The organism is Labilibaculum manganireducens, from assembly GCF_002843385.1.
GTDB lineage: Bacteria > Bacteroidota > Bacteroidia > Bacteroidales > Marinifilaceae > Labilibaculum > Labilibaculum manganireducens.
Genome location: NZ_MVDE01000003.1, coordinates 64279 through 83325, shown reverse-complemented (window position 1 = coordinate 83325; position 19047 = coordinate 64279). Strand labels below are relative to the sequence as shown.

Here is a 19047-nt window from a genome sequence, read left to right as displayed (position 1 = left end):
GAAATTTATTCCTGTTTAAACAGCAAAAAAAATAATGGGAGGCCAGGATATCTTTTCTTAATCAGTAATAGCGACTTAATGAAACATGAAAAAGATAAACCCCCAAAAAGTGTCAGGATAGAAACGAGGTTGGCTCGTCCCATTAGTAATTTGCTTCGTTTTAAAAGTAATAACTTTTTCAAAATATCAAACAGCTAAATAGAAATCACAGGCTTATTTTTTGTCAATCCAAATAAATGTAATGCCAATATTCAGCTAAAAATGTCGTTTGATTATTGTGAAACAAATTTCATTCACGTAGATTTGTTGTTCATAAAAAAAAGTTGAAGATGAGTCCAACATTCCCTCAAAAAGTAATTAAATATTGTCCCAAATGTGGTGGAGCAGAGTTTCTTTACAAAAGTGATAATTCATTTTTGTGTGAGAACTGTAATTTTCATTTGTATGTAAATGCCTCTGCAGCAGTTGCTGCTTTAATAGTTAACGAAAAAGGAGAGTTGTTACTTGCTAAACGAGCTGTTGAGCCCCAGAAAGGAATGCTCGATTTACCAGGAGGCTTTGTGGATGTAATGGAAACAGCAGAACAGGCACTTTGTCGTGAAATTAAAGAAGAGTTGAATTTAGAAGTTTCAGAATTGTCCTATTTTATGTCTTATCCAAACGAATATGTTTTTGGTGGATTATCTGTATTTACATTGGATTTGGTCTATATTTGCAAAATAAAATCTTTTAAAGAAATTGATGCAAAGGATGACATATCAGGATTTGAGTTTTATGAGCCTGAATTTATTCCGTATCAGGAAATCGGATCCATTTCAATGAAGAAAATTGTTAAATCTTTTGTGAAAAAAATGAAATAATTAAAATGTACAAAAAAAATCTTTATTTACTGATATTGCTCTTTGCATCGGGTCAAACTCTTTTCGGACAAAAGAAGAAAGTGAATTATGAAACTGAAATTTCAGCACAGGTTTCTTCTAAAAGCAACCTTCCGTTTTGGATGGTTACCAATAAGTATGGTATTGTTCCTGATGAAAATAGTGGTATTGCAAATTTTAAAATATACAGTACTCCGGCTAAGAATATAAAGGGTATAGATTTTAATTATGGAGCTTCTTTAGTTGGAAGCCGAGCCAGTGAGTCTAAATTTTTTATTGATGAACTATATGTTTCTGCGGAATGGAAAAAAATCAGCATTAATTTAGGTATGCAACATCGGGATGTCCAATTTGATGGTTTGTCTGTAACTAATAATGATTTGCTTTATTCAGGTAATGCCAGGATGTATCCGGAATTAAAATTTCAATTAAAAGAATTTATTCCTCTACCTTTCTCAAATAATTGGTTGTGGGTAAAAGGAAGCTTTGGGAATGGAATTATGTGTGATGATAGATATGTTGACAAAACTAATGTCCATCACAAGAATGCGTTTTTAAGAATTGGTAAAAAGAAGGGCTTGTCATTTACTATTGGGTTGGATCATTATGCTCAATGGGGAGGAACCTCGCCTAAGTGGGGTAACTTAGGCGGTTTTGATGCTTTTGCAGATGCAGTGCTTGTAAGAGGAGGAAAAGTATTAATTGATGAAAATGGGAATGAGTCAATAAGCGAGAGTTATAATAAATCTGGAAATCATATCGGACAAAATATGTTTGAGTTTTCATATTCAACTTCGAAAATAGAATCAGTGTTGAGTTTTAAAAATATTTATGAGGATAAATCAGGTGATTTTAAGCATATCAATAAAGTAAACGATTGGAATGTTAGTCTATTCGTGAAGATGAAAAACAAAAAATTGATTTCATCCTTTCTGTATGAGTACTACTACACTAAAGATCAGGGAGGCTACAGTATTCGTCCCAATCATCCGATTGAACCAGTAATTGGATTTGATGGGTACTTTTCTAATGGCATTTTTCAGTCAGGTTGGACTAATCATCAACGAATAATTGGTTTGCCTTTGTTCACAGCTTCTATAAATGATGGTGTTGTGGGAGGAATTTCAAATAATGCTGTTGTTGCTCATCATTTTGGTATTACGGGTGTCGTTGGGAAGTTTAAGTACAAAACCTTACTGACTTTTTCAGAGAATTACGGTCGGGCACTGCTTGTAAATGATGGACAAGGAAATCAGGAAGAAAATTATTCAAAAAGTTATACGTACCCGAATGGTCTTTCTCAACAATCTTATTTAATGGAGGTAATTTTTCCAAGATGGAAAGCAGTACCATTTGAAGTATCAACAAGTATTGCCGTTGATCGCGGTAAATATTTAGACAATAATATTGGTTTTCAAATAAAGTTGGTTAAAACAGGAATTTTATCAGGGAAGAAAAAATTAACCAATAAATAATTCTGGAAAATGGTTCTAACATACTATGTTATAAAGTTTCCTTATAAGGTGATATGGAATCTTCTCAATGTGATAAAAAGAAGAAGGGCAGTTGTATTTTACTGTGCAAATGAGCTTGATTTAGAGATTTTTAAAAATGTACAGAGGCATTTAAAGCCAATTCCAATCGTTGTTAAAAATCGCAGTCTTCAGAAAAAATTGCTTGAAAAAGGAATAAAAGCAAGGGTGATGCCCGTGTTTCCCACGGCAGTGATAATGTGCCGTCAGGCATGTTATTTATTTCCGGAATCAAAAATTATTAGAATTGGGATTGCGCATGGAGCATATCATTTTAAACCTTTTGCCAATGTAAATGGACACAATATGTTTAATCAATTTCATTTTACCAGTTCAAAAGAGGTGGAGGAAGCCCGATTGATCGGAATTACATCTGGAGTTGGCTTAGGTTTTCCAAAAATAGACGATGCTTTTAACGGAACTTATTCTGAAGAGGTTCTTTCAAAAATAAGAGCAGAATTAAATCTTGACAGTAATAAAAGAACTGTTTTGTTCTCAGCTACTTGGGATAGTTCGCAAATGTCCGCAGTGCATCATTGGTATGATAAACTATCAAGTTACACTGAGAAATACAATGTTCTGGTTACACTTCATATTTGGACTTCAGAAAAATATAAAAATGTAATTAAGAATACGGAAGGTGTTCGCTACGTCGAAACACAAGATATAACACCATATATAATGATTTCAGATATTTGTGTTGGTGATACAAGTTCAATTCTTTCTGAAATGTGTGCTTTACATAAACCAATTGTGACATTTAAAGTGCCTGTAATGAAGAGAACAGTACCGGAAGTACGGGAAATAATCAGTTCGATTAGTTTTCAAATTGAAACGGAAGAGGAATTGAATGAAATGCTGGCGTATGCACATGCAAATTCAGGACTCAAAAAAAAAGAACGCGAGATTGCCAATAGAAGAATGTTTGAAACGCTGGATGGCCGGGCAGGGGAACGCGTTGCAAATAAAATAATGGAAGTTTTGCCTGAGCTTGATAAGAAGGAGGAAAAGACGATGTCTGAAAGAAAAATGCGCTATTTAGTAAATGAGGATTATTCAATTCTCACTGATTTTGTTAAAAAATTACCTAGTGTTTTTGAAAAAGAGGGGGATTGTATTTATACGGGTAGAAATACAATTAAAACGTTTAAGCATAAAGGTTTATTAATTAATGTTAAATCGTTTAAAGTGCCGCATTTCATTAATAAGATAGCCTATGCATGGTTTAGGGGGTCTAAAGCGAAACATTCTTACGAGTACGGAATGGAAATCCTTAGAAGAGGGGCGAATACACCGAAACCAATAGCTGTTGTGGAAGTGTTAAAGAATGGATTATTTAATAAAAGCTATTATGTTTCAGTTCATAATAATTATGATTTTACCATTCGTGATTTAATAGGCTTTGAATTTCCAGATAAAGAGAATATTCTAAAGCAATTTGCTGTTTTTACTTATGAGAAACTCCATAAAAATGGTATTCATCATTTAGATTATTCTCGGGGTAATATATTAATTACCAAAAAAGGAAACGGTAAATACGATTTTTCTATAGTTGATATTAACCGACTAAAATTTGAGAAAATGGGCTACTTGAAAGGATTAAAAAATTTTTCTCAAATATGGGCTAGCGAAGATGAATTAGAAATTGTAGCCAGGGAGTATGCACGTATTAATAACAGGAATGAAGATGAGGCTTTTCAATTGTTAATTAAATTTGATATTGCTCATAAATCCAAAATTAAACAAAAAAAATTTTTGAAGGCAACATCTAAGAAATGGTTTAAAGGACAGTAAATATTGAAACTTATGAGGAAATTTTTTTAAGAGAAAATAATTTACTTGATGATAGTTTATTTATTGCTCAGTTAAGGCCTTTTGAGATTATTGAACAGATTTAATCTTTTTTTAGAAATAAATCTACGTTTAAGGAGAAAGTTAATGAGTATCAATGAAAATTACACTAGGCAAGTTTAATTAGGGCTTGCTGAAAAACATTCAATCTCCTGATGTTCAGTAAATTAATCTATTTTCAACTAGTAAGTGTGCATGGTTTTTATTATCTTAAGGTCTTAAAGTCATGCACTTATGATAAAATATTCATTTCATTCTCAATTAACGATCGAAGAATTCAAAACACCTTTCGAAACTAATCTGTCAAAAGAGAATCGTTGGGTAAAATTAAGCGAAGTTATTCCATGGGATCATTTGGCTGTTTACTACATGAAAACAATGAGCACTGAGACTGGTCGTACAGGCGTTTCACCACAAACAGTGATTGGAGCAATGATAATAAAACATAAGCTCAAGCTTAGTGATGTTGAAACCATTGAGACCATTAAAGAAAATCCATACATGCAGTTCATGCTTGGTTTGAGTGAATTTCAAGAAGCACCAGTCTTTGATTCATCTTTGTTTGTTACAATAAGAAGGAGGATGTCAGCAGAATTATTTGATCAGTTCAATCAGGAGATTATTAAATGTGCTGAGGCCAGGAAAGATCATGGACACAACAAAAGAAACAGGGATGAAAAGGGAAATCCTAAAAACAGAGGCATGTTGAAGGAAAATTCGGACAAGCCAAAAGAGGATACAACATGAATAACATTAGAGCTAAAAGACTTGATACATCGCAGTCATGGTTGAGCTATATCATATTTGTTCTTAATTTGCTTCGATTGGAGCAAATTTTTATGCCTCTTGCTCAAATGAGTATAAGTTTGATAAATATCTACTCAATATGGAAAAATCATGCTCATAAAAATGTTAGGATATGAAAAACCGACAAAGTTTGCTTTATCCGTTTTTCAGTAAACCCTAATTAGCTTTTTTATTATGAATATTTAGATATTGACAAGACAGGCTGAAAAATAAAATAGGGTTGTCGAATATTTTGATAACCTTCCTCGTATTAGAGAAATTTGTGATAATAGATACTTATTTTATTACTGACTATAAATTTCAAAATTTTCGCCCTTATTATTTATTTTTTTTAGTATCCTTTTACTTCTAACAATAAAGAATGGCACAGGAGTTTCTTGAGAATAGCTTACTGCTATGTTTTGATAGTATTTGAAAAAGGGATATTCTAAAGTATATACCCAATTCCCTCTAAATTATACTCTCGATAGCGTTTGATAAGTCACAATATTTTTAAGAACCCCAATTTTTAATCCTTATCTTTGTCTTTTGAATTAAATACAAATTGAAATGAAAATAAGAGGAAGTCTACCAAGGTTTTTTACATGGAGATTTCGATGGAGTTAATTATGGAGGTCGATGTGTTTTTTTTAATTTAATAGAAGAATACCAGCATAAAAGATTCCATTTAATATTGCTTCTTTTGTTGATAATGGGAACTATTAATTAATTTGGTCTCTTCATTCAAATAGCTAAGTAGTATTATTGTAACTAAAGATTAGTTTGGATTATATGAAAATAATAGGAGATTAAAAATGCTTAATGATACTTTGACAAAATTTTATTACCCTCAATCTTTAATAAAGGAATATAAATATTGGTTGTTGTTGTTGCGGAAGGATCAGGTAACTTTAGGTTCAATGATTTTAATTTGCAAAGAAGAGAAAACTAGTTTTCAGTCTATTTCTTCTAATGCAATGAGTGAATTATCGTTTATTACTAAAGATGTTGAGATAGGAATAAATAAAGCTTTTGGCAATCAGAAAATTAATTATTTGATGCTGATGATGGTTGATCCGGAGGTTCATTTTCATGTAATTCCTCGTTATGAGAAATCTGTTACAGTCAATAATCAGGAGTTTATTGATGCATTCTGGCCAGGGCCAGTAAATTTTGCAGTAAATAATAATTTGGTTAGTTCAGAAATGTTTAGTTTTCTTCAAAAGAAAGTACAGTCTGAATTAGGAGAATCATCTCCACAAAAGAAATACAAAAGAATTTATACCTCGGGATGTTTTGACTTGTTTCATTACGGACATTTAAACATCTTGGAGAATTCTAAAAAGCTGTGTGAACATCTTATAGTTGGAGTATCAACTGATGAATTAATTTTCAAATCAAAAGGTAAAAAACCTGTAATTCCATACGCGGAACGTGCAAAAATTATATCCTCAATAAGATTTGTAGATGAAGTGATTCCTCAAGGAGATAAAAACAAACAAAAAGTTGTAGATGAACATCATATTGATGCTATTTCTGTAGGAGATGATTGGAAAGGTAAATACCCTTCCGTTAGTTGTGAAATGGTTTATTTCCCTTACACACCAAGTGTGAGTTCTACGATTTTAAAAGATACTTTAAAATTGATAAAATAATTAAAAGTAAAGGCTGTTTCATAAAAATAGCCTTTTACTTACTTTCTAAATAATTTGCAATTCTAATCGAAGCATTACCATCTGTAGGGCCAACATGATCAATATTGTATTTGAGTCTGCTATTTTTAAAGTTTTCAGGATTTTCAATTTCATCCTTAATTACCGTGTTAAGTTTTTTATAGTTAGTGGCATGTGCTCCTAAGTCTTTATATATTGCTGAGTCTTTACCAAATCTTTTTTCAAAACGATATTTAAAGATGCCTTTATAAGACCACTTTAAATCATAAAAGTCACATATAACTACAGGTTTATCTAGAGCCGCAAATTCAAATAGAGTCGAAGAGGCTTCACTCACCAAAATATCTGCAGTTTTAAGAAATGGGACTAATGAAAATTCATCAACTCCAGCAACATAAACATTAGAGTACTGTTTCCATGCCTGAATTCTTTCTTGATCTATTTTATAACGGTTACGAGAAAGAGTAAGTGAATGAACTTTTATTAAAATATTATATTCAGAGAATTCGCTTGGCCAATTTTTAGGGAAACATCCTAATGAAGTAGGATTAAATGTAGGAGCATATAAAATTGTTTTTTTATTTGGATCCAATCCCAAATTCGCAAGATCTAAACCTTGTTCCGTTTCATCAAAAATAGGATCAAGCTTACTAAATCCAACCTGAACAAACTTATCGTTAGGATACATTTCCTCAATTTTCTTTAACCTTAATTTCCCTTCCATGAAGCGAACAGTCATTGGACTATCCGATTTTCGATAATAACTTGGTTTAGGTCCAACTCCGTGTCCCATTTGAACCGTTTTCGAGTTCTTGTGGATTTCATCAAGAAAAGCAAATTCATTGCCAAAGAAAATCCAATCAGGTTTTTTAGTCAGGTATAAATCCTTTGCTTCATTGTCATCATAAACCCATGTATACGAAATATCCAAATTTTCCAGAGTATAGGTAAGTAAATTTTTGTCGTTCTTTTTGGAGTAGACTACAAGGGAACAATTGTGACCTCTTTTTTTTAGTTCTCTCCAAACTGGAAAATATTGAGGGATGTAGTATATGTTTAATACATCAAAGCAAATATTCATTTCGTAAATTTTATTAAGTGGATCAGAGCTCCAAAGGTAGCCTTATTTTTAAATTAGAGAATCTAGCCAATGGTATATTTGCATTTGAAGAAACAACTAAAGTGGTATTCTATTTATTTAGAATCTCCTCCCCCAACACTAAATCCCCTTCAAAAGTAATTTTGATGTTGGATTTATCACCTTCAACAATGAAGATGGCTTCTGTTGGCAGATATTTCAATACAACACCGCAATCATCTGTTGCCAAAAAATCAGGATCTTTTAAAGCAATTTCATAAGCTGATTTAATTGTATGATAAGAGAAGGCCTGTGGCGTTTGTGCTCTTCTTAAAAAACTTCTTTGAGGAACAGAAACGATTTTGTTTTTCTCGTCAACTTCAAAAATGGTATCAACAGTTGCTATAGCAACAGCAACTGATTTTCCAGCATTAAGTTCTCGAATTACATTAGAAATAATTTCGCTGGAAATAAAGGGGCGTACAGCATCATGAAAGATTAAGTTGATATTTTGTTCTTCTTGATATGCACGAATAGCGGCGAGACTTGAATCACTTCTTTCTTTACCTCCCGGTAAAATGTATCTCACTTTTTTGAAGTTATTCTCTCTCACAATGCATTCAACTTCATGAATAAAATCGGCATGAATAATGATGCAGATTTCGTCGGTTTGAGGATGATTTTCAAACGCTTCAATAGAATGCTGAATGATTGGTTTTCCGCCAAGAATCATGAATTGTTTAGGTAACGATCCTCCCATCCGTTTTCCGCTTCCTCCGGCCAATATAACAGCTGTATTTTTCATATGATTATAATTTTAAACTTTTGCCATATAGCCTGTCCCGAACTTGTTTCGGGAGAACTCCCCAATTACACTTATCTTCCTGTGTGTAACACTTTTTACATGGACGTTTCATTTTTCTGATTTAAATTAACGCATCGAAATTACAATTAAATCGGCGTTTTAAAAAGCAAAAAAGAACCGCTCCAAATGAAGCGGTTTATTTTTTTAGTAGAGCAGGAGAATTGTATTTTACTGGAAGTGCTCTTTAAGGTCTAATTTCTAAAGTCTATTTAAAAATATCGTATTCTCCAACATCCGAAAGAATTTCATATCCATCTTCAGTTACTAAAACGGTATGTTCAAATTGAGCAGATAATTTCTTGTCAATCGTGCGCGCTGTCCATCCATCTTTTTCATCAACAACGGCTCTTGGTTTTCCGAGATTAATCATTGGCTCAATGGTGAAAATCATTCCTGCTTTCATCTTTGGTCCGGAATTTTTGGGAGCGATATGCTCAACCTGAGGTGCTTCGTGAAAGTCGATACCAACACCATGACCACAAAATTCGTAAACAACACTATATTTTTTTCCTTTCGCAAATCTTCCGATCATAAATCCGATATTGCCAAAGTAGTTGCCCGGTTTCACTTGCTCAATTCCCAAATACAAAGCATGCTCTGTATCTTCAACCAATTTTGCCACTTGTTCAGAAATTTCACCTATAGTAAACATGGAGCTTGTATCGCCATAGTAACCATCCAGAATTGTAGTTACATCAATATTTAAAATATCACCATTTTTAAGAATGGTTTTTTCATCCGGAATACCGTGGCAGATCACATCATTTAAAGAAATACAACATGATTTTGGAAAACCATGATAATTCAGAGGCGCAGGTATTGCACCATTGTTTCGAATGTAGTCTTCAATCAACTGATTTAAGTATTCTGTGCTAACTCCTTCTTTAACGAAATCGCTAATATATTTTAGAGTATTTCCGGCTAGCTGAGCACTTTTTCGAATCCCCTCAATTTGCTCCGGAGTTTTAATAATAATTTTACTCATAATTTTGTGTTCGCAAAAACCTGATTGTTTTGCATATTTAGAAAGGCAAAGGTCTGCATAGAAATCGAATTATGCAAATCAAATAAGACTCAAATTTCAGGAGATTTTATTCATTCTAACGGGTTGAAGATATATTGGAGTTAACGCATTTACTAACATAACCAGTCACCGATAACTATTCCCTTTTTCCTTGTCCCTTGTCCCTTGTTCCTTTTCTTCCGAAACCTAAGGAATGAGATCCCTCGGTTCCTCGGGATGACAATACCTTTGTCCTTTCTCCTTTAACCTTTTTCCTTCTTCCTTTTTCCCTTGCCCCTTTTTCCTTTTCTTCCGAAACCTTATGAATGAGATCCCTCGGTTCCTCGGGATGACAATACCTTTGTCCTTTGTCCTTTCTCCTTTTTCCTTCTTCCTTTTTCCCTTGCCCCTTTTTCCTTATTCTTCCGAAACCTTATGAATGAGATCCCTCGGTTCCTCGGGATGACAATACCTTTTTCCTTCTTCCTTTGCCCCTTGTTCTCTGCTCCCTAATCAATTTCAAGCTGTTTTTTAAATTCATCTAAATGAGATAATGTTTCTTCGTCGAGGCTTGGTTCCACCATATCTTTGTATGATTGCAGACTTTGAAGTATTGTTTCAGCTACAATCAATCTGGCAGTTGCTTTATCGTCAGCAGGAACAACGTACCAGGGAGCACAATCTTTCGATGTACGATTAATGGCATCTTCGTAACATTCCTGATAAGCATTCCACGACTTTCGTTCTTTTAAATCATCTTTGGAAAACTTCCAGTTTTTTTCTTTTCGGCGAAGTCTTCGAAACAATCTCTTTTTCTGTTCATCCTTTGAAAGGTGCAAAAAGAATTTTAAAATAATGGTACCACTCTCTGCAATGTGCTCTTCAAAATTCACGATCCGCTCCATGCGCTTGTGATAAAAGGCATCGTCCAAATCGTTAAGGCTGGTCACCGAAGGAATGTTTTCACCCAAAATATATTCCGGGTGTACCCGTGTAACCAAAACATTTTCGTAATGGGTGCGGTTAAAAACACAAATTTTGCCCCTTTGCGGCAACGCAATGTAATGCCGCCACAAAAAATCATGTTTCAATTCTGCAGAAGTAGGAGCTTTAAAACTATGTACCACAACACCTCTGGCGTTTACATCTTTAAACACTTCTCTCACCAAACTATCCTTTCCGGATGTGTCCATTCCCTGCAGGCAAATAAGCATATTGTATTTGCCGTGCGCATACATGGTGTCCTGCAATTCGCTGATTTTTCTGCGGATGTGTTTTAGCTTTTCTTTAGCATTTTCAATTTCTTTGAACGTGTCTGTTTTTGCTAAGCTTATTTTTTTCGAGATTTTATATTGATCGATATTCATAGGGAAGTTTATATTCAATTAAAAATAAGTATTTTTAGTGGCTTATAAAATTAATATTTATTTGGAATTGCTAGCATACTTGCACTGTTTTGATGGTATCCAGTTTAATTGTTATTCTTTGAGCATGGCTTTGTTCCTATGGATCAATATTATAAATTTTCCCGATATTATTTTAAAAGTACAATCAATATTATTACTCTTTTGATATGATGAAATTTGTTAGAATATGTTTTGTTTTCTCCTTTTTGATAACAACTTACAGCCTTGCTAAAGGACAATATTTTAGTACGGGACAAGACCCTGCTTCCATAAACTGGAAACAAATTAATACGAAGGATTTTCAAATTATATTTCCTGAAGGGTACGAACAAAAGGCCAAATACATGGCTGCTGTTTTTCAGGATTTACTTCAAAAAGGTGGAAAAGATCTCAATCATAAACCTAAGAAATTTTCAGTAGTTGTGCATACCCAAAGCGCTGCAAGTAATGGTATGGTGGCTTGGGCTCCGAAGCGAATGGAGATTTATAATACTTCGGCACCCGATAATGATGCTCAGGTTTGGATTGATCATGTAACCACTCATGAATACCGGCATGTTATTCAGATGGATAAATTAGAACAAGGATTTACGCGCTTTTTTAACTATGTATTTGGCCAGCAAGCTACTGTTGTTGTGGTTGGGCTGTATTTACCTCCCTGGTTTTTGGAAGGCGATGCGGTTTGTACTGAAACAGCTTTAAGCGAATCGGGGCGGGGACGCCTGCCGTTTTTTGAGCAGGAACTGCGGGCTCAATTGATTGAAAAAGGAAACTATTCTTACGATAAGGCAATCAACGGATCGTATCAGGATTATGCAGCCGATCGCTACAAATTGGGTTACTATTTGGTTGGCAAAGCAAGAATACATTACGGAGATGAATTGTGGGAAAATACATTGAATCGGGTTGGGCGAAGACCTTTAGGGATTACCAGTTTTGCTGATGGAATTAAGCAGGGAATGAATGGGAAACGAGATGCTGTATTCGATTCGTTATCCGAAAAGCAAAAAGAGATTCTTGCCCAAGGAATAAAGATAGAGGATATTGATTGGGAACAGGTAAAAGAGAAAAATACCCGGGCCGACGGCAAGCTGATGTTGTATTACGATACCATGAAGGAATTGCAATGGGAATGGGAAGTTCAGGATGCTCAATTGAATTTGACAGATTTTGAACCATTGGCAAATCGTGAGGGAATCTATACCAACAAACGCTTTCCCCATGTTAACGAATCGGGCGAAGTAATTGTATTGAAAGAAGGCTTGGCTGATGCTGCTTATTTTGAGAAAATCAGTAAAGAAGGAAAACAAGAGAAACTGTTCGTTCCCGGATACGATTTTAATACTGGTTTCGATTGCAAAAACGGGAAACTGATTTGGTCGGAACGAAAGGATCATCTGCGTTGGGAAAAAGCCGATAAAAGTGTATTGGTGATGTATGATACCAAATCGAAAAGAAGAAGCAAAATTAAAAACAAAAACTCTTTGTTTGCACCGGCATTTTCAGAGGATGGGAAGCAAATTGCAGCGGTGGAAACAGATGAACTGGGCGATAATCATCTGGTAATCATTAATGCTGAAAGTAAGCTGACAGAGCAACGAATTGATGCTGGAAAAGGTGAGTTTATTTTATCACCAAAGTGGGATGGAAACCAATCGATAGTACACATTTTATTGAATAAAAAAGGAAAGCAATTGGTATCTCTCGATGTAAATACTGGAAACAGAACCTGCTTGTTTTTTTCCGGGAAACAGGAAATCTCTCAGCTGGAGGTAAGCCATGAACATATCTTTTTTACAGCCGGTTTCACGGGAATCGATAATGTGTTTGCTTTTGATAAATCGAGTGGGAAAGTGTATCAGGCCACATCATCGAGGTTTGGTGCACGCGATCTTCATGCGAATGGTAATCAACTTTATTATTCCGATTACACATCCGATGGCTATTTGCCTGTAAAGACAGATTACCGGGTTAGTAATTGGAAAGAGTGGGAGGGTGACTATTCGTCATTCCAATTGGCGGAAAGTCTATCTGAGCAATTGGGTGAAAAATTGGCTCCTGATACAACAAATCTGGCTCGTTTCGAGGTGAAGAATTACTCAAAATTGGGACATTTGTTCAATTTTCATTCCTGGGCACCTCTGTTTATCGATGGGTTGGATCAAAAATCCGATATAGGTGTGTCGGTCGCCTCGCAAAATAAGCTGAGTACTTTATTGACCACCGTAGGATATAAGAAAGAACAGGGCTATAAAAACGGACAGTTTTATGTGAACCTATCTTATCAGGGATGGTTTCCGATTATCGACTCAAAACTGACTGTGGGAAATAAGGAAGCGCAGTTTGCGACCCTTGCCGATCGAATTTCGCCGGTTCAGGTTGATACCATATTGGTTCACCGCGCTTTAAAACAGTGGGAATGGGAGAATAGTATCAAGTTGCCGTTCGATCTTTCAGGAGGAAAATATTCCACACGCATTATCCCTAAGATAACCTACAGTTTGGCAAAGCTGGCCAATATAAAATATACTCCATTGGCTGCTACACAAACAAATCCATTAGGATTGGGGGAGTATGATTTTGGCGACAAAAATATTACTCAGGAGATTATGGAGTATCAGATTTTTGCCTATAACATTGCAAAAAAGGCTCCACGCGATGTGCAGTATCAATGGGCACAGGTGTTGGAATTGAACTATCGCCACACACCATTTGGCGATTCAAAACTGGGTGAAACATGGTCGGCCGAAGGTCACTTGTATTTCCCCGGATTTGTGAAGCATCATGGCATTAAAATGTATGGCGGATACCAAAACCGTTCCAGCTGCAATTCCCGTTTTTCAAATATGATTAAAAGTCCGCGGGGAATGACTGATATTTATGGGGAAGATATTTTTTCGACTGGCTTTGATTATGCATTGCCTTTGTTTTATCCCGATTGGAATTTGGGACCATTGGCCTATTTTAAACGAGTGAAAATGAATACTTTTATAGATTACGGATATCAGAAAGGAAAAGTATCAGATGTAAATCAGAATCTATTTGCCTATGATGATGCATTCACATCTTTTGGTGCTGAGCTAAGCACCGATTTGCATGTACTTCGCTTTTCGGCTCCTGTTGATTTGGGTATTCGTGTCGGATATGAGGATCAAACAGGCAGCATGTTTGCGAATTTGTTAATATCCTTTTCGTTGAGTGCGTTTTAGCAGAGGGTAATCCGGAATGGTTGAACATGAATAAGTGTAGGTGCAAATACGGTTGTAAACGTGAGTAATTGTTCCGGTCAATACCAATCAATGGCTTGCTTAAAACTAACTGTATCCGATTGGTTTCCAACAGGCAAAATTACTTGTATTTGAATTGCCTTTGTTTCAATTGGGAAAAGTATTTTGCCAGCAATGGTTTTATTGGGAGGCAAGGTGGTTTTCAGCAATGCCTTGTTCTCCAAAAAATCCATATTCGCAGCAATAGATTTTAATTCACTTTCCTTTTCTTTGTTCCAGTTAAGTTCTTTCTCTTCAGGGGTTTCATAATTTTCATCATCTGTATCGATCCCAAAAATAAGATTAATTGAACCTTCAATTAGTCCATCTGTTAGTATATCTCCAATACTCTTATCTTTTAAGCTATATGGATTTTTTGCAGCGATTAAGTTTGTCTTGTTTTCCCTCATTTGTTCAAGTGTTGCATCCGGATTGACACATTGCACATACTTTTGATCTTCAGGAGTATAATTTTTTGGAAAAGCCGGACAATATCTAAATTGTGAGGGATCAATAATCAGGCTGTCGGCAGAGGTGTTTTTGAATTGCACATCGAACACCATTTGCCGTTGAAACATTCCATCAGGAGTCATTTGTAATTCGTGCGAATCGCTTTGCAGTATGGTTCCTTCCGATTCCCGGCTTATCGGCCTTACGTTTAATTGTTTGATATTATAGATTCCCTGATGTGCACATCCCGTTAGCAGAAAGAACAGGATGAGGGCAAGGCTGTTTGTATTCATTGTGATTTGGTTTAATGTAGATGTCGTAAGCATGTTAATCTTTGCTTTCACTATCTTAAGACAATTACCTGCACGCTCACACGTACTAAGCTTGGCAACTATTCTTAGTATACATAGCTGAGAAAATACATAAACACAAATTATTTTTTGATCTCTTGTACCCGATATAAATTATACAACTTTTTATTGTACGGATAATCCCAACATCCCATTCTATGGTAAATATTTCCACCAAATCCTTTTTTGTAAATATGAACTCCATGTAAAGGATGAGCCTGATTTAAGTTAGGAGCAGAACCAAACATATCATATTCAGAACATCCCCATTCTTTTGCAATTCGTATCGATTCCCATTGCAAAGAATAGCTTGCCATTAAATTATTTTTACAGGATGTGGATGCTCCATATAAATATGTTCCCCGTTTTTTTGACAAAACCAAAAACATTGATGAAAGAAAACTACCGCCAAAATCAGCCATTAGCATTTTAACGCTTACTCCTTTTTTACCGTTGTCCTGATTTTTTAATATGGCCGCAAAGTATTCTTGATTTTGCAATGGCATGTTATGGCGTACAGCTGTTTCTTGATACAATTTATACCATTGCCCAATATGGTCAATACCATATTCAAGTACCCTAATACCTTTCTTATTCGCTTTTTTTACGTTATACCGTGTATTGTATCTCATATTATTGAGCAAATCCTGCTCTTTTAAAGTCAAATCAAGAAAAAAGGTATTTTTTGGCAAATTGTCCTCTATGCTTTTGTGTAAATTCCAATTAGCCGTATTAAAATTTAGCCGGTATTCTTGAGTTGCACTTGGCGGTGGTCCTATCCAATTTCCATTTTTGTCAAAATACTCCTCTTCAAGTGCCCACTGATTCTCCCAAATTAAATCGTAACGAATAAAAATGCAGTTTGGTGGAAGAAATGCTTTTATCGATTCAGATAATTGTTCTAAAAATAATCCTTGATTTTCAAATGCAGGTTCTAATTTCGGCCCGTATGGGATATATGCAAAACAATTAACATTATCTACGTACTTGATTAAAACCAATAAATCTTCACTTTTTTTCTCCAAAGAGTTAGCTGTGCTAAATAATAAATCCTTTGAGATTGTCAACTCAAACCCCTTTGGAATAAATCCTTGATTTCTTTTTACGCGTGCCCAGAAAGGAGTTTGAGGTAATATATTTGTGGTCTTAAATTCTTCAATATTTTTCTTCTCTAAATTACAAATCATCCTTTTTTTGCTACAAAATTAAATAATAAAATACTTAATATGAAACGTGCATGAAAGGTATTTGTGACACACAGGGGGATGATTATTCCAGTATGGTAATCTCGAAAGCTTTCGAAACCATATCACAACTAAAGGTGTATTTAAATCCATTTTAATCCTTCGATAATTTAAAGTTTCAAGATTATTAATCTAAAAAAGAAACCTTAAAAGTTCGCTAATTAGCGAACTTTTAAAGCTTTTATTTTATGGGAATATTATTTGGTTGTGCAAGAGGTACGAGTGTTGGTTATAGTTGTTTTACCATTTTTCGTAATGTTTTCTCTCAGAAATATTGATAGTTTTCTGCTTTAAGATTCTTGCATTATCAGCCATATAGCCAATCGGAATTATTGATGCAATTTCAAGTTCATCAGGAATTTCCAATTTTTTCTTAATGGTTTCTATATTTTGAGGAATGAATGTTACTCCATAAACATTATACTCTGCAAGGCTTAACAAGAAATTTTCAATACAAGTCCATATTGATGCTAAACAATTTAAGTCGTATATTTTTTTAGCTTCTGCAACTCTTGTTTTAGGTTTAAATGCAACAATAATAACTGTTGGCGCTTCAAGAATCATTTTTTTCTGTTTAGGGATTGCATCAAGATACATTTCCTTCATTATCTTTTCCTCATTCTTGAATTGATGCTCAAGTTCTTTGCTATCAATTGATTTATCAAGATTCTCCGATTCAATCAGTTTTAATTTGGATTCAAGATGATTTAAAATAATAAAATCCCAATCCCTAAGATGGTTATATGTCGGTGCTTTAAATCCGTTTTCTATCGCGTAATCAATAATGTCCTTAGATATTTTATTACTTTGAAAATCCCGAATGGTTCTTCTTTTTTCGATAACATCTTTTAATTCCATAGTCTTTTATACAATTATGTCCAACGTCAGTCTGTCTAATAACCTAAACTAACTTGCTTAGATTCTCCTATTTATTCATTTTTACAGACTACTACTTATATAAATCACTGTCAAGCTTTGCTTTTTAGACAGTCTGACGTTTAGTATAAGAGCAGCAGCCGACTGTTTTGTAGTTTGCTGTTTGCGGTACAGATGGTAACAAAATAGGCTATGTTTACCCAGTAAGCCCAGCTTTGCAGACGGGTGGTTTTTATGAGGAATTTGTCCACAAGTACTGCTCTGTTTTTTTAAACATAAATTAATAAACATCAAAAAAAGGCACTAAACTAATTTTTCTAATAACAGTCTATTTTGTAGTTAATAGAACTGTTATCCCCATATTTCCTTAATTTGTTCTTCCAAATATTTCTGCTGTTTCATTCCTTGTGCAATTTTTGATTTCTCAGCATGTCTTTTTTTAGGCATTATTAAGTAACGGTAAAAAGCATCAAAATTTTCCTTGTCTTTTTGTGGATTTAAGCCTACTCGTGGAGCAGAAATCGGTTTTTCAATTTCAAAATCCGGTGGTTCTGCATTGACTAATCCAAACGATATATTTGTCTCATAAACGAAATCAATATTACTAAACAACTCTGTCACACAATTGAGTGGCCCATAAATATAACTGTCATTTGTATAGTCATATATTGCCCTAATCAGAATGCTGCCGTAGGATCTATTCGTGCCAAACGTTATATCAACCCCTGAACCATGAAAATACCATCTTTCTTTCTCCATTTGCAACTTATGCCCATGAATATATTTGTCATTATGAGAATCACTTTTAAAATAAAATTCAATCTCTGTAATCCGATATGCTTTTGATTGCACTTTGAGAATCCAATGATTCATTAAGTCAAAGGCGATTCTTTGAAAATCAGAATCAATATTACGCTCATTTATTGTCAAATCTATTGTCATAAATCTCTGCCTTTATGTGCCCTAAAGTGAAAGTAAAAGTGCACTTTATATCACCTACCAGCTGTTTTTATAATTTGATGTTATTCTTATCCGTTAAAATTACATCCAATGGACTTTTTAATTATGGAAGAGGTTTTTTAATCAGATGAATCTAAATTTCACTTGCTTTTTACATTTGCCCCCTAAAAATAAGTATAAAATAAAAACAGGGAAGTAGATTCGCTTATTAATTATCAATGTAAATAGTAAAGAAAGGACTCGCAGTCAGTGGTTTGTGCTTTGTGTTGTCTGCTTGGTTTTACTAAAGAGAATTGATTTAGTTGGGATTTAGTGTTGTTCGTCAGGAATAAATGCCTGTTTATTTGCGATTGGCGCTTGTTTGTATTTTGGTGCATCTGATAAATTTAACATTCTTTACATTTTTCCTCAAAACCCTGTAAACAGAACGTATGCCGCGGGTTGAAGTGTTTTTATTAGCATAAAAATGGATCTGTTTTGCCAATTATAGTTTTGAATCGGCTCTTGTTTTTTCACGACTGTTATGGTCGTAGTACCACGACCGTTGTGGTCGTAGCACCACGACTGTTGTAGTCGTAGTACCACGACTGTTGTAGTCGTAGCACCACGACCGTTGTGGTCGTAACACCACGACCGTTGTGGTCGTAGCACCACGACCGTTGTGGTCGTGGATATGGAAAAGGAAAAGTTGATTTGTGATCCTGACCAGAGGTAAGGAACTGCACAATGTTTCGATGTTGAGTGGGATTACTCGGGGAGATCAATGAATACCAAAATAAAAAAAGACTCTTTCGGGTTCTTTCAGTGTTGATTCTAAAACCAGATAGTA

The 19047-nt window shown here is 34.6% G+C and carries 14 protein-coding genes; 6 read left to right on the top strand and 8 right to left on the bottom strand.

Translation table 11 applies throughout. From position 1 onward, the window contains the following. The first annotated feature begins 329 nt into the window (after positions 1-329). From BZG01_RS03040 to BZG01_RS21750, 5 genes are all read left to right on the top strand, one after another. Complete coding sequence (locus BZG01_RS03040) at positions 330-860, top strand: NUDIX hydrolase (protein WP_101308358.1); 531 nt, start codon at positions 330-332, stop codon at positions 858-860. A gap of 5 nt (positions 861-865) precedes the next feature. After that, positions 866-2353, top strand: a complete 1488-nt coding sequence (locus BZG01_RS03035; protein ID WP_101308357.1) for a capsule assembly Wzi family protein — start codon at positions 866-868, stop codon at positions 2351-2353. Positions 2354-2362: 9 nt separating this feature from the next. Continuing rightward, positions 2363-4204: a CDP-glycerol glycerophosphotransferase family protein gene (locus BZG01_RS03030; RefSeq protein ID WP_101308356.1), complete on the top strand. Its 1842-nt coding sequence runs from the start codon at positions 2363-2365 to the stop codon at positions 4202-4204. 291 nt (positions 4205-4495) lie between these two features. Beyond that, positions 4496-5008, top strand: coding sequence for a transposase (locus tag BZG01_RS03025; protein WP_101308355.1), 513 nt, complete (start codon positions 4496-4498; stop codon positions 5006-5008). An 869-nt stretch (positions 5009-5877) separates the two neighbouring features. Further along, positions 5878-6702, top strand: coding sequence for an adenylyltransferase/cytidyltransferase family protein (locus BZG01_RS21750; protein ID WP_218972989.1), 825 nt, complete (start codon positions 5878-5880; stop codon positions 6700-6702). Positions 6703-6736: 34 nt separating this feature from the next. On the opposite strand, the gene BZG01_RS03010 is transcribed toward BZG01_RS21750, so the two are convergent. The 4 genes from BZG01_RS03010 to BZG01_RS02995 all read right to left on the bottom strand — a co-directional run bounded on the left by BZG01_RS03010 (position 6737) and on the right by BZG01_RS02995 (position 11033). After that, positions 6737-7651: a CDP-glycerol glycerophosphotransferase family protein gene (locus BZG01_RS03010; protein WP_180327185.1), complete on the bottom strand. Its 915-nt coding sequence runs from the start codon at positions 7649-7651 to the stop codon at positions 6737-6739. Between the two features lie 259 nt (positions 7652-7910). After that, positions 7911-8603 (bottom strand): IspD/TarI family cytidylyltransferase, encoded by a 693-nt coding sequence (locus BZG01_RS03005; protein WP_101308352.1) that lies wholly within the window; start codon positions 8601-8603, stop codon positions 7911-7913. A 265-nt stretch (positions 8604-8868) separates the two neighbouring features. Then, positions 8869-9648: a type I methionyl aminopeptidase gene (map, locus tag BZG01_RS03000; protein WP_101308351.1), complete on the bottom strand. Its 780-nt coding sequence runs from the start codon at positions 9646-9648 to the stop codon at positions 8869-8871. A 527-nt stretch (positions 9649-10175) separates the two neighbouring features. Beyond that, complete coding sequence (locus tag BZG01_RS02995) at positions 10176-11033, bottom strand: PPK2 family polyphosphate kinase (protein WP_101308350.1); 858 nt, start codon at positions 11031-11033, stop codon at positions 10176-10178. A 206-nt stretch (positions 11034-11239) separates the two neighbouring features. On the opposite strand from BZG01_RS02995, the gene BZG01_RS02990 reads away from it, so the two are divergent. Next, positions 11240-14281 carry a DUF2268 domain-containing putative Zn-dependent protease gene (locus BZG01_RS02990; protein ID WP_101308349.1) on the top strand — a complete coding sequence of 1014 codons (3042 nt, stop codon included), beginning with the start codon at positions 11240-11242 and terminating at the stop codon, positions 14279-14281. 77 nt (positions 14282-14358) lie between these two features. Here the strand turns inward: BZG01_RS02990 and BZG01_RS02985 are convergent, their stop codons facing one another. The 4 genes from BZG01_RS02985 to BZG01_RS02970 form a co-directional block, all read right to left on the bottom strand. Continuing rightward, the gene (locus BZG01_RS02985; protein WP_101308348.1) at positions 14359-15081 is read right to left on the bottom strand and encodes a hypothetical protein; all 723 of its coding nucleotides are present in this window, start codon (positions 15079-15081) and stop codon (positions 14359-14361) included. Positions 15082-15221: 140 nt separating this feature from the next. After that, on the bottom strand, positions 15222-16325 hold the full coding sequence (locus BZG01_RS02980) for a lipid II:glycine glycyltransferase FemX (RefSeq protein WP_101308347.1): 1104 nt from the start codon (positions 16323-16325) through the stop codon (positions 15222-15224). Between the two features lie 297 nt (positions 16326-16622). After that, positions 16623-17240 (bottom strand): nitroreductase family protein, encoded by a 618-nt coding sequence (locus BZG01_RS02975; protein ID WP_101308346.1) that lies wholly within the window; start codon positions 17238-17240, stop codon positions 16623-16625. 369 nt (positions 17241-17609) lie between these two features. Beyond that, entirely contained in the window at positions 17610-18200 is a 591-nt protein-coding gene (locus tag BZG01_RS02970; protein WP_101308345.1) for a hypothetical protein, read from the bottom strand. Positions 18201-19047 lie beyond the last annotated feature (847 nt).